The sequence below is a fragment of the Rummeliibacillus sp. SL167 genome, assembly GCF_007896505.1.
GTDB classification, from domain to species: domain Bacteria; phylum Bacillota; class Bacilli; order Bacillales_A; family Planococcaceae; genus Rummeliibacillus; species Rummeliibacillus suwonensis.
In genome coordinates this window covers 971,611-986,355 of sequence record NZ_VCBM01000001.1, presented here as the reverse complement: position 1 = coordinate 986,355, position 14,745 = coordinate 971,611, and the positions used below count along the sequence as shown (strand labels likewise).

Below are 14,745 nucleotides of genomic sequence, written 5' to 3'. Positions count from 1 at the left end.
TTCAGATAAAAACACGAACATTTCAAATCAACATGAACATTAACATTCAGAAAATTTTGTTCCGCTCCAGACGCGCTTTCCACGGGCTTGGCTTCCATCTCCTCGGGTCGACACGGTGTGGACCCCGAAGCCGTTGCCACAGGACGTGGCGAACTTAGGCTTTGTCCTTTAAACGTTCCTGCGGGGCTTTCGGGCTCAAGCTTTTCCCGTAGGACTTTGCATAAGCCTCTTGAACTAACACCGCACGAAGGAAATGCGCAGGCATTTTCGAGGAGTCGCCGTCTTCCGCTCCACAATTATCAAAATTAGTTATGATTAAATGTTCGTATTTTTTAAGAAGAAAATGATTGATGAAATGGATTCATTTTTGTTTTTTCGATATATTTTTAATCCACTGTGTATTCGGAAGAACCACTCCCAACATATTGGGCTTTTAAATATAAAATTGACCCCTTTGAATATTGAATAATCAAATCCAAAGGGTATTTTTGGTTTTATTTTATTCTAAATTATAGCCCGTCTTTTCCTTAGTATCAATTAATTGTTCTTTTATTTCCTGCAAGGCAGCCTTATAATTTTTTCCAGCTATTTTTTTAATCATTTTTTCATTATCTTTTGAAATTACGAAATTATCAATTACTATAACTTTTTCACCCTTTATAATATTTCCATTGTCATCAAATGATAAGCTTACATGGTATCCAGAAGGATCCTTATTAATACCAGGATTTAGTGTTTGAGGGAAAAAGGATGAACCTGTACCATTATTTTGTCTAATATATACAGAATAATATTTATTATTATATTCACTATATTCACTATATTTATCTTCGCTTTGATGTACATCATTATCCACATTTGATTTAAATGGTAGTTGCCACTGTGAATCATTATTAAGTTTGCTTGTATCATTGGAAGTGGCATCATTAACTCCATCTCCTTTACTATGAATAAAGTCGTAATATATACCGCCAGACAAAAGGAGAATCATAATCGCTAGGCTAATTTTCACTTTCTTATTCAATCGTTGCACTCCTTTCCTTTATTACTTTTCAATTAGTACCTGTTTTGTAATATTATATTCTTTAATGATCAATAAGATGCTTGTTAATAGAAAATCAAAGATAATAAGCCAAGCAGTTATCTTTACCAATAAAATTATATTATCAGCAATAAAAAAGCAAATCATAAAAGCTAGATTCCAAAATACTAATATTGAAAGATAAACTAAACTATGCTTTTCAAAAAAATTATAGCCAAATATCCATTGTAATGCTAAGGACTGTTTATTCATTTCCAGATAATAAATTGCCGAAAAGAACAATAAAATAGCTGCTAAAATTATTAATAACCCACAATAAATTAAATTTAATTGAAGTGTTTCTGTATCATTTGCAATCTTTAATTCAACATTTGAATAAGCAACAGATATAGGTTGCCAGATATCATTTAAATCATACTTTTTAAGAGTATTTTTTGTCATCTCAAAGGGATCTTTATTTTCACTATTCTTAGTATAATAACCATACCCCATAGATATGGTATTAAATAATATTACTGGATCAAATTCACAATTCACAATTATGGCAATTGGATCATTAATTTCATAGTTATTATTCTGGGCCATGTTTGCGTAATAAGTAAAATAAGATTGATTATTTTTAACATATATTATGTTAACATCAACTGGCTTAGGATCTTTTATATTAAAAATCCCTTCGTAATCTTTTGAAATCGAGTTTTTTATATTTATTTCATTTTTCTTGAACTGCATAGGTACAAGGACGGTTATTTCGTTTTTATTTTGTCTTGGTATTTCTACATTTTTATCTTGAATATCCTTGATTGGATTAACAGCTAGATAATTTTTATTAATTTCTACTTTTCTTCCATTCATCCCCCATGGATCTGAATTCAACGAGGAATCTTTATTTAAATAATAATTAGATGGAGATATATAAAAGGCACCTTGAGATTCCAACTCTTTATATAATAATCGAAAATTTTTCCGCATATCTTTATCATTTTGAAAACTAACCACTTCTTGTCCTGTAGCAGAAACTACTCCCAAATAAGAATAATCTTTTAGTAAGGACCATTTTTCTTGTTGCGAAATTGTTTTTTTTAAACTTTGAAAAGTACTAATTTCTTGCTGTAACCCTAGCAAAAGGAAAACAGCTAATACGAAACGCACAATAATATTTAAATAAAAAAATACTTTAATGGGTTTTTTATTTTTAATCATTTGAGGAATGTTAATATTTTTAGTTCCTAGCCAAGTTATAATAAAAATTAAAGATAAAATTGTTAGTAATAAGAAGATGTTATTCATCCAAAAATATATAAATTCAAAAAATTGTTGATACTGATTATAAAAATACAAAAATAATAGTAATGCAAGAATTGCTGTTAATAAAGAAAATAAGAAGATTTTTATATATTTTCTTAATAAATAGGATCCTATTTGCCCAAAATTATAACCAAACATATATCTTACTGCGATTTCTTTAAAATTATTGCTAATGTCATATAATAGTGCAAGCATTATTAACAAACATAAAATAAGCATTCCGATGTACATCATTTGTTGGTAAGGGTATTTTGTCATCAAGCGCTGTGACTGTTCCATTGACAATTTAATAGAAAGTCCTTTTTCTGAAGCTATTCTTTTTAAATTATTAGTCTGCTCTGTGCCAACTGACGTATAAGTTCCCTTAATATCTTTTGTTTTTTCAGCAACAATCATTGGACGAATTTCAATTGGATCAAAACTATGAAATATTTCTAGTTGTCCTATCTGATGCTTGTTATTTGTTTTTTCTGTAGAGAGAAAATCTTCAGGATCACTATTTTCATTCAAGAATTGACCAGATGTTAATTTCAGATTTTTGAAATACTTACTTGCATCATAGAGGGTCACATAGTATACTATCGAATCTTCATTTTTTGTATTCTTTTCATAGGACACTCTTTGTAAGTTAACTTTTGCCTCTTCTGCAGCCTCTTCTAATAATTGGAAGTTCTCGAATTTACTTTTATTTGGATTTCCTTCTTCTATTAAAATATTCCACTTTTCATTTGAATTTTGATAATTAAAATTTTGAAATTGTATAAATTCAAATTGTTTAATAGATAAAAAATTTACAATAATAAGAGTGGTAGTTAAGAGAAGGAATAATAATTTCTTCATAATTATCTTCTCCTCATAGTCTTATTGTTCTTGAAAAAAATTTAGTTAAGTCTTTATCATGAGTAACCATAATAATTGTCTTCCCTTGTTCATGTAATCTCTGAAACAATGATACAATAATATCTCGATTCTCAGTATCTAATGATCCAGTTGGTTCGTCAGCTAAAATCAAAGAGGGGTTTTTTAGTAATAATCTTGCGATAGCTATTCGTTGTTGTTCTCCTCCACTTAAGGTATATACTTTTTCTCTGCCATAATCAAATAGCCCTACTTGTTCCAGTGCTAAAGACATAGAATTATTTTTTTGTGTTTTTTTCATTTTTTTATGTTTAAGAGCAATTTCCAAATTTTCATTTACAGATGCATTATCTATTAAGGCATAGTTCTGAAAGATAAAGCCTAATTCATTCCTCAATAATAATCTTTTTACTCTTTTATGCTGAATATTTTTCCCCATTATTTTTATTATTCCTGAATCAGGTTTTTCTAATGTACCTATCATATTTAAAAGGGTAGTTTTTCCTTTACCACTTTTCCCGACAATACCAATAAACTCACCAGGCTTTACTTCTAAGTTAAAATCATTAAAAATGGTCTTTCTTCCGAATGATTTATTTATGCTTTTTATCTCTATCATATGTATTACCTTCCTCTATAAATATTGATATATTGACGGTTTGACACAATCAAAAAAGTTTTTAAGATTACTATTTATGCATTTTGATAATTAAAATATTTATCATTAATTAGGTACACTTTGCCAAAGTCTACTGGTTAAAATTAACTTTCTTTTCTAATATGTGATGCATATTTGGATCTTTGCACTGCTTATAATACGTACCCTCACATGTCTTTTGATGTCTGTTCTCGTACATACCTTTGTTTGTCCCAATCATAGGTCAGAAGGTTAGTAATGCACCTTTTTTTAATAAAAGAGGATTTATTTTTAAAATAAACCCCCTTTTAAACTTTCTTATCTTATAACATATTTTTGATAAGTAACAGCATAAGGACCGTTAAAATCTAAATTTAACTTCGACCAATATCCAGGGTTTGCAACTGGTCCATAATAAGTAAGATTGTTTTTGGATATACTACCAAAGTGTCTATAATCAGTGTGGTAGTAGTGATTATACCACTGCATTTTTGATGAATCATATCCATAATTCCATGTTTCTCCAGCCTTTGCAGTTAAAGGTATAATAGAACTAATGCCCAATAAACCTAATAAAACAAATGTAATAGCTTTCTTTTTCATAATATTCACCACATTTCTATTTAATTCCAATTATACTTTTTTGAATCATTAAATACAAGTATTTCTTTTATTTCTATTTTTATAAATTTTATAGAATTGATAAACAATTAAATCTAAAAGTAATATTAAATCTCGTGTGTTGATTAATCGAAAATTATACGATATCTCCTTCCTTCTTAATTCAAATCTCGATATATTGTTTCATGAATACTTTGTCATCGATAAAAAATATATTTGGAAAATCGTATGACTATATTTAAATCAAAATCTAGTCAACCGAAGTATCTGTAATAACATTTCTTCCTTTATAGTACAATTGATCTTCCAATGTCATATTTTCTTTTGCTGTTATATCTGTGGGGGTTAGCTTACATATACATGTTTTACTTCCAAGCGAAGATTGATAGCGTGCCACATGTTGGGAAGCCAATGGTGTACTGAAATAACCTGCTACATACTTATCCAGCAGTGCTTGCATAACAGTTGTTGCTTCTTTTAAATCATTGACTATTTGAATGTTTCCAAACAGCATAATACTCAGATAAGCGGAATCGGTATGGGCAGGAATGGGGGAAACCATTGTCCCTTCAAACCTGCTAATAACGAAAGTTGCAAGAGGATTATTTTGAATAAAATCTATTTTTTTCCCTTCCGATGCTCCATGGAAATAGATACTCCCATTTAACCAGACATAGTTTAGCGGAACAACATATGGTTCGTTATTTTGGGCTAATCCTAAAAATCCTGTTTCAATACAGAAACGTTATGACTTACTAAAATGGGCAGAACATCAAGATTCTTATATTATTGAAGATGATTATAATAGTGAATTTCGTTATATCGGGAAACCGATTCCTTCTTTAAAGTCATTAGATCAGTTTGATAGGGTTATTTATCTAGGAACGTTTTCAAAAAATTTACTTCCAGCTGTTCGATGTTGTTATATGATTCTGCCTGATTCTCTTGTTGAGTCTGCAGAGGCGATGCTACAGCAACAAACTCAAAATTGTTCACCCCTTTTGCAAAGAGCGATCGCTATTTTTATGAGGAAAGGATATTTCGAAAAGCATGTACGCAGGATGAAAATAACCTATCAAAAGAAACAGCAAATACTGGTTCAAACAATCAAGGAACAATTGGAAGATAAAGTTGAAATAGTAGGTCAACAGGGTGGATTGCATATTTTATTGAAATTAAAAAACACGAACGCAGATACATTAATCGAACGTGCTATGAAAGTTGGCGTTAAAGTATATTCCCCAAAAAAATATTGGTTAAATCCCGACGAGGTGTCTTATATTATGCTTGGGTTCGGTGGTGTCAATAGCAAAGATATCGTAGAAGGGATTACTAAACTGAAAAGTTGTTTTTAGTGCACTTTTATCATCATACTAGGCGTGTTTATTATCCAATTATATCCATAAAAATATTAGGTATTCGCTGATTTACACGCCTGTTATCGTACAATAAAAGAGAGAGAGAAAAGGGGACCGTATCCCTTTTATCTCTCTCTTTTTACTTAAAGCTGTATCCAAACATATCATCTGAGTTGCTATAGATTTCTAATCTTTATCATTATCAGTTTCTCTATGAAATCGTTTATTCACAATATTTTTGGGTACATGAATGACTTATTCACACCAAGTATACTATCAAAGACTTTCTTCACTCTTTCGGTCTAACTCTGGATGTGAGACACTATAAAATGGAGGCTGCGTAGAACAAAAAATAAACTTATATATATCTAATACTCAATATAGATCTATATAAATATCCTTAAATGTTAATATATTTAAATTTTACATATTAATATATATAATGTATAATTATCAATTATATTAATGTAAATGATATAATAATAAATTTTAGGAGGGAGTTAAATTATATTATTAAATTTTAGTCATTACTTTATTTTTTGAAAATTTTTAATAATTTTAAAGCCGTCTTATTTGTTGCAAAAAACTATTATTAGGAGGGGTTGTTTTGAAAAAAAGTAAATTATTTATAATTATTTTATTGGTTTTCTCAGCTTTTTCTACTACTAATGTTGCCACAGCAGAGGAAAATACCAACGTTCAGACTACTCAATACCAGCAAGATAATGTAGTCACTCTATCGAATGAAATTTCAGATTTAACTTTTGAACAAATTGAAGATAATTCAGATAAATTAACTGATGAAATAAATGAATTAACAAATGATGATTTTGACAATTTGATGCATGAATTAACAATAAAAAATTCAAAGGATTACCAAACATTAAAAGAAAAACTAGAATTAGTTGATGTAGAATACGAGCCAACTTTTAAAAAAATATCAGAATTTGCACCACTTACAATAGAAGCAAATGAATTGACACTTACAGCATATTCTACTAAGCGTGTAGGCGATAGTTTTTGGAGAATAAACAGTTCTTGGTCAAGTTCACTTTCAGAAGGACGCCCTGCAAGTTACGATTTAGTTTCGATTGAATGGGATCCAGATAAAGCAAGTTATTACGGCTATAATGTATCTAGCTCGACAAAAAATCCTACAACAGCTAGAGATGGCAGTAAAAGGGGATCTGGTATCTACTTGTTTAATTCACAAGATAAAACTTATATAGCGCTAGATTCTTATGCAGTGGTTTACGTAACTAAAAAAAGTGGTTCAAAACTTGATTATGGAACAAAATATACTCATTCATATGCAAAAACTGATGTAACAATCAGTGGAGAAGCAAATTTTGAATTCCAAAAAACAGGAAAAGTAGGTGGCTTCACTTTTAATTTGTTAGCAAAAACTAAGGAATCTAAATGGACATTATGGGACGACAATACGCTAAGTTGGTGATAATATATTTTTATCAAATTTATATAGAATATGAAAAGTAAAGGGCTTCACAAAAAGCCTTTTGCTTTTTACTTTATTTAAAAGGAGATTAACTATTGTGAAAAAACGTCAATTTTTCTATTTTTCATTTTTGTTATTAATATTTGCTCTATTTGGATGCACAGAAACGCCAAAAGAAGAAAAACAAATTTCTCCCATTGTACAATCAAATTCAGAAGTATCTTCTTTAACCGATAAAGAGTTCTCAAATTTAGGAGGATTAAATGATTTAACAAATCCTACAAAAGAAAATTTCAAAAAAGTTGAAATTAAAATAAATATTTCTAATTTCAAAACATTAAAAAATCCAAAAATCAGTTTGAATGATAATTGGAAAAGTGTTTTTGGAGACAACTATTGGTTTGGAAGTGGTTCAACAGAAGACGATAAATTTATCTATAATTATAAAATGGTTTTATATACAGAAAATCTTCCTGATGAAGAAATTGAAAAAAAACTAAAGTCAGCTAAATATAAAATTACTTGGAAAAATAAAAACGATCAATTAGAGACTAAAACATATACATTTGGAGATAATATAAAATTTTCAAAATAATCTTTTTTTAGAAAATATGGTGGATTTATTAATTTTAGCTAAGCATATTCTTAAGGTTGCAAATATTTTGATGATTGAAGGACATTGTTTCAAATTTTCATTAAAAAATAACGGATCAAACCGATTTACTTTATCCCGCTTTAACGGGCAGGAAGACCACAATCTTAAGATATAGAGAGAAACGAGAAAGATAGATGGGGGATCATCAACTGACCATAAAAGTCCGATTGGTTCGGGCCAACAGGATGTTGGTCACTAGCGCTTTTCACTTCCGTTCCTCTATTTCAGTGAGGATGAAGAAAAGCCACACTGATGGAGTTTCACTTTATTTAATATATAGAAGTGGAAATTTAAAAACTCAAACTTCGACCTTTCTTAAATACCCGTAAAACATGCACCTATAGTTATTACATCTTGATAAAAAACTCATTAATATGGCCCCCTTAAGTTGCATAAATAAAGTCTAACTTAGAGAGGTTTTTATATTGTTTCATAAATGCTTGTCATCGATAAAAAATATATTTGGAAAATCGTATGACTATATTTAAATCAAAATCTAGTCAACCGAAGTATCTGTAACAACATTTCTTCCTTTATAGTACAATTGATCTTCCAATGTCATATTTTCTTTTGCTGTTATATCTGTGGAGGTTAGCTTACATATACATGTTTTACTTCCAAGCGAAGATTGATAGCGTGCCACATGTTGGGAAGCCAATGGTGTACTGAAATAACCTGCTACATACTTATCCAGCAGTGCTTGCATAACAGTTGTTGCTTCTTTTAAATCATTGACGATTTGAATCTTTCCAAACAGCATAATACTCAGATAAGCGGAATCGGTATGGGAACGTTTTCAAAAAATTTACTTCCAGCTGTTCGATGCTGTTTTATATCATTCTGCCTGATTCTCTTGTTGAGGCTGCAGAGGTGATGCTACAGCAACAAACTCAAAATTGTTCTCCTCGTTTGCAAAGAGCGATCGCTATTTTTATGAGGAAAGGATATTTCGAAAAGCATGTACGCAGGATGAAAATAACCTATCAAAAGAAACAGCAAATACTGGTTCAAACAATCAAGGAACAATTGGAAGATAAAGTGGAAATAGTAGGTCAACAGGGTGGATTGCATATTTTATTGAAATTAAAAAACACGAACGCAGATACATTAATCGAACGTGCTATGAAAGTTGGCGTTAAAGTATATTCCCCAAAAAAACATTGGTTAAATCCTGACGAGGTGTCTTATATTATACTTGGGTTCGGTGGTGTCAATAGCAAAGATATCGTAGAAAGGATTACTAAATTGAAAAATTGTTTTTAGTACACTTTTATCATCATACTAGGCATGTTGATTATCCAATTATACACATAAAAATATTAGGTATTCGCTGATTTACACGCCTGTTATCGTACAATAAAAGAGAGATAAAATGGGACCGTATCCCTTTTATCTCTCTCTTTTTACTTAAAGCTGTATCCAAACATATCATCTGAGTTGTTATAGTTTTAATCTTTATCATCATCAGTTTCTCTATGAAATCGTTTATTCACAATGGTTAGTAAAGGCGGGATCAAAATGTAGATATAGAGAATTCTAAATAACTGGTAAATCGTAATCGTTGCTACATCCGCATGAACTTCATGACCGATAATGCCCATTTGATCCATCCCACCAGGTGCCAAGCTTAAAAAGCCTGTAATAATAGAGGTATGTTCCAAATACTTCATAATGACAATACTCAAAACAAAGGCAATCAAAATCAAGATGATACTACTTAAAAAAGCAAAGAAAAGTTGTTGTTTTTTATTCTTCAATGATTCTGGATGAAGAAGTAGACCAATATGTATCCCAACAACAAACTGACTTATATTTAATAATCCCGGCGGCATTGAAGAGGCGCGTATGAAAGTCAGATTACACAAAACGGTGATGATCAACGGACCAAGTAAATAAGCAGCTGGCAGCTTTATTTTTCTGCCTATAAGGGCAGCGATTGTACATAATACCATATAAATAAGAAAATGAGACCAACTGAGCGTTCCTAAAACCGTATGCATATCAGTTGACTTTGCCTTGCTGCTTGGTTGTAAGAATGGCAAGTGTACAATAAATGGAACTAATATAACGATCATAATGACACGGATTGTGTGAAAGAAAGTAACTGTCGATAAGTTGACTCCTTTCATATCTTGAGCAAATGCTATAATTTGTGTTAATCCACCTGGTACGCTACTTGTTAAAGCAGTCGGATAATCGATTTTCCCGTATTTGGAAACAAGAAAAGCAAAAAAACCGCTGAAGGCACATAAAAAGGTCGTCACTAATAGCATCATAGGTATATCTAGAAGCATAGCTTTTAAGACCTCTTCATTAAATGCAATACCAAGAGAATAACCAATAACGATTAATCCTGCAGATTGGATTTGTTTTGGCCAATACATGTCAAAATGGAAAATTCGATTTGCAAGTAAGATGGCTATCATTGGTCCAAGTAAATAGGGAACCGGTATATGAATTAGTTTAAAAAGAATGGCTCCAACTAAACCAACAAGCGCAGTTCTTGCTATCATTTTTATATTACTTTTATTCATCACTATATCCTTTCTATATTACACTTATATTATGACAGATTCGTGAATAGAAAGAAAAGGATTTGCAAAAAAATTAGAAGAATGGATGAGATGTTTTCAAGTGAAACTTCACACAGGGGAGAGTTTTATAGCTTGGTAATAAAGGTTGATTAAAGTGTTTTGATCCTTATTTAAAAGCAAACGTAAAACTCCATTTTGAAAAAAGATTGATCAAAATAGAGTTTCTCTTTTTAACTAAGTACGAAATTTTTATAAAAAAGTTTGATTATTTTAATATTACTTACTCAAACTTCGCAGAGTGAAATCGGCAAATAAGCCTTGATGTAGCTGGGAAGACCGTCCACCCAAAGCTGTAGTTGATTTTTGATTAGTTTTTGTATTTTCTTATTTGTCTTTTTTAAGGCATCTTCAAGAAGCTCGATTAACTGCTGTAAAGCGACAGCCCAATCAAGATCATTTACCTCATCACAAAGTTCATAAAATAGACCGCCGAGAGTACGTTGGTCTGTGTGACAACGATTTTGCCAGGACAAAACAATGTACCGTGTAAATACAATTGTTGTATGGCTTATCAGTAAATCATAAGAAAGTCCTTGAAATTCCTTTTGAAGGCGTAATAGTGATTTCGTTGCTTTAAAGAACACTTCAATATCCCAGCGCATTCCGTAAATACGAATGATTTCCTGCTCGGATAATGTGCAGTCTGTGCTTAGAATCGCTAACCAGTCCCTTTTTTTATTTCGATTTTGAACAAACACTACCTTAATCGGAATCCCGTGTGCTGTAGTTGTATGGATGGAGCGTAAAATCCCCTTTTTTCCTTGTACAGGAATGGCAAGGCGATAGAGTTCTTTTAAAGAGACACGTTGATGCTTCACGATGTAGCGTTGATTCGTTGGTTTGACCATTCCAATCACATCAAGACCTAAATCAACTATGGATTGAATAAGAGGCTCATGGGTGAACCAAGAATCCATTAATACATGATGGGCTGTTACTCCTGCCTCTATAGCTCTTTTAATCATGGCTGGAATAATCTCAGGTGCGGATTGTAACGCCTCCAAACGACGTTTATAACCTAGACAACGTTTATCTATCTCTGCTGAAATACCATTAATTTGGGATTTAATAGAGCTAAGTAAAGCAAAATCGACAGGCATAAACGTATAACCGTCGGACCAGCCGAGCGTAAGCATACGAAACCCTTTATAAAAGCGTTTTGTCAAAGAAGAATGATCCGAGCAGCGAGCTAGAAGTTCCACTTTCTTACTACGATTGCGGTCAAACATGGAATCATCAACAATCAGTACTTTCGGACGCTCTAGATTCGTTAACGCATCAACCTTTCTAATCGTGTTAGCACTTAACAACGTTAAGAATCGACGCCAAGCAAACTTAGAATGATTTAAAAATCGGTATACAGCATCTTTTGCGGGATAACGATCACCTTTCTTTGAACTAAGCAGAGTAAACCACTTCTTGTGATGAAAAATTAAGCAAAAGATCACTTGAAATAAATAGGAACAAGAAAAGCCAAATCGCTTCTTGATCCCCGCATTCCGTAAATGTTTGAGAATCTCGAATTCATCAAAAATTGATTTTAATTCTTTTGGTAGTTGATTGTTTTGGTCATTTTGCTCTATCATATAAGGGACACCTCTTCTGTGGTAGTGATTTCTAGACAATCTCACTATACCAAAGAATGAGGGGTTTTTTTATATGATTTAGCATTTTGTCAAGGAACATATTTATATTCAAACAGAGCTTACAGACACTATAGATGTACTAGATTTTTTAGGTGCGAAGTTTGAGTTACTTATTCGTGATATCCATAAATTAATTTCAGTACATCTTTTTTATAAACAGTACAACTATTTCAAATCAACAAGTTTCTTCATTTATTATTGTATGTTAGTTGAAAAGATGGGGCTTGTATATCTCAGCACTTGTCCTACAGCCTTTCACACGATTTGAGACAAAATTGTGGATTACATAAAAAATTTGCTCATTCTTGAAATAGAATGAGCAAATTCGCTAAAACCACTTTATAAATTATTCTTCAATCCGATTGTTGCCTTTACTCTCACTTCGGCATATTTCTTCGCATCTGCTTTTTCCCCAACTAATGAACCGATCCATCCTGCTAAAAATCCAAGTGGTACAGAAATAATCGCTGGATTGGTCAATGGGAACAATGGCGTACCTGTTAGGATAGCAGTACCTTCTGGGCTCCAAATATTCGGACTTAAAATGACAAGAACTACCGCAGTGATCAAGCCTGTTGCCATTGCAGCTACTGCACCTGTCGTATTGAATTTTTTATAGTAGATGGTATAAATAATGACTGGCAAATTCGCACTTGCAGCAATACAAAATGCAAGTGAAACGAGGAAAGCTACATTTAAAGTTTGAGCCCCCAACGCTAAAATAATTGAAAATATGGCTACACCAAGTGATGCCCAACGAGCTGCTTTCATTTGTTGCTTCTCAGTAACATTTCCTTTTTTAATAATCTGACCATAGATATCATGAGCAAATGCTGAAGCGCCTGATAACACAAGTCCCGCTACTACCGCAAGAATCGTCGCAAAGGCAACGGCACATACAAATGACATAAGGAAATCTCCACCCAATGCTTCTGCAAGCAGAGGGGCAGCCATGTTTCCAGCAGCATTAGCGGCAACGATTTTTTCAGCTCCCACAAATTTAGCGGCACCAAAGCCTAAGAAAATCGTTAAAATATAGAAGATACCAACAATCCAAGTTGCTGTAACAACTGAGCTACGAGCCGTTTTTGCATCTTTCACAGTAAAGAAGCGCATTAAAATATGGGGAAGTCCAGCAGTCCCAAGTACTAATGCAATCATCATTGATACTGTATCCCAACCATTCGTGTATTTTACACCTGCATTTAAGTATGCTTCTCCATGTGAAGTAGCTGTTTTGACAGATGTGAACATTTCTAAAATATTGAAATTAAATTTTAAAAGGACAAGGAAAGAAATAATAACAGTCCCGATCATTAATAAGATAGCTTTAATAATTTGTACCCAGCTTGTTGCAGCCATACCTCCCCAAAGAACGTAAATCGTCATCATCACACCAACGATTAAAACGGCTACCCAATAGGGAATACCTAATAATAATTGAATAAGTGCACCTGCACCAACTAATTGTGCAATCATATAAAATAATACAATCACAATCGAGCTAACTGCTGCAGTCCCACGAACTTTTTTCTGATCAAACCGTGCTGTGATCATATCCGCTAAAGTGTAACGTCCAAGATTTCGCAATGGTTCTGCTACAATATATAGAACAACTAAATAAGCGACTAAATAGCCAATACTATAGAAGAAACCATCAAATCCAAATAATGCAATGGCACCAGCGATCCCTAAGAAGGAGGCAGCTGATAAATAGTCGCCCGCAATGGCGATGCCGTTTTGCCAACCAGTTAAACCACCACCTGCCGTATAAAACTCACTTGCAGAATTTGTACGTTTTGAAGCAATATATGTCACGATTAACGTTAAAGCTACAATTGCAACAAAGAAAAATACGCCAACTGTACTCATTCATATCCACCATCCTTAGCCTTGTCGATTATTTGCTGTGCATTTTCATCAAATGATGCCGCTTTTCTAACATAAGTCATACATAAAAACCATGTCATGATAAAAAGACCTAATGAGTAGATCCATACCCATGTAATATCACCAAAAGCTTTACCATCTAAAATGGAAGTAAAAGAGGTGAAGATGGGAAGTAGAATATATAATGCTAAAAACAAAATAGCCACTGGTACAATAAATCCACTTTTCTTTTTTACCAACGTATTAAATTCTGAACTTTCAGAAATATTAACATACTCTTCTGCAGTAAAATCAGCTTTCCTCCCCTTAGAAAACTGATTTAGTGCATGATCGCGAACAGCTGTTTGATTTTCTTCTACAGTACTTGAAAGATCTGAATTCATATAAAATCCCCCTTTGCCTAATTGGTGAGTTTGAAAGTGCTTTCAAACTCTTAAAATAATCATATTCAAATTTGACAAAAATAGCAACATTTTTTGAACAAAAAATAATTATTTTTCTATTTAATGAATATTATTTTCTTCTTTAAGTAAAAATCCACTATTCAAGATTCAATCGAATAGTGGATTTTTATCCCGCATGAACGGGCAATAATATGTATCCAAAATTAAGAAGGCAGGAGAGAGAACAATTGCCGGATGTACCCGATTGATTCGGGCCAACAAGATGTTGGTCCCTGA

14 protein-coding genes are annotated in these 14,745 nt (G+C 32.2%); 4 read left to right on the top strand and 10 right to left on the bottom strand.

Features of this window, described 5'->3' with window-relative positions:
• Nucleotides 1-499 precede the first annotated feature (499 nt).
• From FEZ13_RS04425 to FEZ13_RS04405, 5 genes are all read right to left on the bottom strand, one after another.
• Nucleotides 500-1,024, bottom strand: coding sequence for a hypothetical protein (locus tag FEZ13_RS04425; protein WP_146551619.1), 525 nt, complete (start codon nt 1,022-1,024; stop codon nt 500-502).
• Between the two features lie 21 nt (nt 1,025-1,045).
• Nucleotides 1,046-3,190, bottom strand: a complete 2,145-nt coding sequence (locus FEZ13_RS04420; RefSeq protein WP_146551618.1) for an FtsX-like permease family protein — start codon at nt 3,188-3,190, stop codon at nt 1,046-1,048.
• 13 nt (nt 3,191-3,203) lie between these two features.
• Nucleotides 3,204-3,827: an ABC transporter ATP-binding protein gene (locus FEZ13_RS04415; protein WP_146551617.1), complete on the bottom strand. Its 624-nt coding sequence runs from the start codon at nt 3,825-3,827 to the stop codon at nt 3,204-3,206.
• Nucleotides 3,828-4,163: 336 nt separating this feature from the next.
• Nucleotides 4,164-4,448, bottom strand: a complete 285-nt coding sequence (locus tag FEZ13_RS04410) for a lactococcin 972 family bacteriocin (RefSeq protein ID WP_146551616.1) — start codon at nt 4,446-4,448, stop codon at nt 4,164-4,166.
• 268 nt (nt 4,449-4,716) lie between these two features.
• Entirely contained in the window at nt 4,717-5,202 is a 486-nt protein-coding gene (locus FEZ13_RS04405) for a pyridoxamine 5'-phosphate oxidase family protein (RefSeq protein ID WP_146551615.1), read from the bottom strand.
• Between FEZ13_RS04405 and FEZ13_RS04400 the strand changes: the two genes are divergently transcribed.
• The 3 genes from FEZ13_RS04400 (at nt 5,201) to FEZ13_RS04390 (ending at nt 7,875) form a co-directional block, all read left to right on the top strand.
• Nucleotides 5,201-5,821, top strand: coding sequence for an aminotransferase-like domain-containing protein (locus FEZ13_RS04400; protein ID WP_146551614.1), 621 nt, complete (start codon nt 5,201-5,203; stop codon nt 5,819-5,821). The two genes, FEZ13_RS04405 and FEZ13_RS04400, sit on opposite strands and share 2 nt — an antisense overlap.
• A gap of 610 nt (nt 5,822-6,431) precedes the next feature.
• Entirely contained in the window at nt 6,432-7,280 is an 849-nt protein-coding gene (locus tag FEZ13_RS04395; protein ID WP_146551613.1) for a hypothetical protein, read from the top strand.
• A 97-nt stretch (nt 7,281-7,377) separates the two neighbouring features.
• Nucleotides 7,378-7,875: a hypothetical protein gene (locus FEZ13_RS04390; protein WP_146551612.1), complete on the top strand. Its 498-nt coding sequence runs from the start codon at nt 7,378-7,380 to the stop codon at nt 7,873-7,875.
• Between the two features lie 556 nt (nt 7,876-8,431).
• Here FEZ13_RS04390 and FEZ13_RS04385 read toward each other — a convergent pair.
• On the bottom strand, nt 8,432-8,695 hold the full coding sequence (locus FEZ13_RS04385; RefSeq protein ID WP_146551611.1) for a hypothetical protein: 264 nt from the start codon (nt 8,693-8,695) through the stop codon (nt 8,432-8,434).
• 113 nt (nt 8,696-8,808) lie between these two features.
• On the opposite strand from FEZ13_RS04385, the gene FEZ13_RS04380 reads away from it, so the two are divergent.
• On the top strand, nt 8,809-9,198 hold the full coding sequence (locus tag FEZ13_RS04380) for an aminotransferase-like domain-containing protein (RefSeq protein ID WP_146551610.1): 390 nt from the start codon (nt 8,809-8,811) through the stop codon (nt 9,196-9,198).
• A gap of 185 nt (nt 9,199-9,383) precedes the next feature.
• On the opposite strand, the gene FEZ13_RS04375 is transcribed toward FEZ13_RS04380, so the two are convergent.
• The 4 genes from FEZ13_RS04375 to FEZ13_RS04360 all read right to left on the bottom strand — a co-directional run bounded on the left by FEZ13_RS04375 (nt 9,384) and on the right by FEZ13_RS04360 (nt 14,448).
• On the bottom strand, nt 9,384-10,469 hold the full coding sequence (locus FEZ13_RS04375) for an AbrB family transcriptional regulator (protein ID WP_255473045.1): 1,086 nt from the start codon (nt 10,467-10,469) through the stop codon (nt 9,384-9,386).
• Nucleotides 10,470-10,753: 284 nt separating this feature from the next.
• Nucleotides 10,754-12,115, bottom strand: a complete 1,362-nt coding sequence (locus FEZ13_RS04370) for an IS4 family transposase (protein WP_146551609.1) — start codon at nt 12,113-12,115, stop codon at nt 10,754-10,756.
• A gap of 399 nt (nt 12,116-12,514) precedes the next feature.
• Nucleotides 12,515-14,047 (bottom strand): solute symporter family protein, encoded by a 1,533-nt coding sequence (locus tag FEZ13_RS04365; RefSeq protein WP_146551608.1) that lies wholly within the window; start codon nt 14,045-14,047, stop codon nt 12,515-12,517.
• Nucleotides 14,044-14,448: a DUF485 domain-containing protein gene (locus FEZ13_RS04360; RefSeq protein WP_146551607.1), complete on the bottom strand. Its 405-nt coding sequence runs from the start codon at nt 14,446-14,448 to the stop codon at nt 14,044-14,046. The genes FEZ13_RS04365 and FEZ13_RS04360 overlap by 4 nt, the downstream gene beginning before the upstream one ends.
• Between the last annotated feature and the right edge of the window lie 297 nt (nt 14,449-14,745).

Excerpts from the sequence above, each read along its gene's own strand:
- FEZ13_RS04420 (WP_146551618.1), bottom strand. The coding sequence starts at position 3,190 with ATGAAGAAATTATTATTCCTTCTCTTAACTACCACTCTTATTATTGTA.
- FEZ13_RS04415 (WP_146551617.1), bottom strand. The coding sequence starts at position 3,827 with ATGATAGAGATAAAAAGCATAAATAAATCATTCGGAAGAAAGACCATT.
- FEZ13_RS04410 (WP_146551616.1), bottom strand. The coding sequence starts at position 4,448 with ATGAAAAAGAAAGCTATTACATTTGTTTTATTAGGTTTATTGGGCATT.
- FEZ13_RS04385 (WP_146551611.1), bottom strand. The coding sequence starts at position 8,695 with ATGCTGTTTGGAAAGATTCAAATCGTCAATGATTTAAAAGAAGCAACA.
- FEZ13_RS04380 (WP_146551610.1), top strand. The coding sequence starts at position 8,809 with ATGCTACAGCAACAAACTCAAAATTGTTCTCCTCGTTTGCAAAGAGCG.
- FEZ13_RS04375 (WP_255473045.1), bottom strand. The coding sequence starts at position 10,469 with ATGAATAAAAGTAATATAAAAATGATAGCAAGAACTGCGCTTGTTGGT.
- FEZ13_RS04370 (WP_146551609.1), bottom strand. The coding sequence starts at position 12,115 with ATGATAGAGCAAAATGACCAAAACAATCAACTACCAAAAGAATTAAAA.
- FEZ13_RS04365 (WP_146551608.1), bottom strand. The coding sequence starts at position 14,047 with ATGAGTACAGTTGGCGTATTTTTCTTTGTTGCAATTGTAGCTTTAACG.
- FEZ13_RS04360 (WP_146551607.1), bottom strand. The coding sequence starts at position 14,448 with ATGAATTCAGATCTTTCAAGTACTGTAGAAGAAAATCAAACAGCTGTT.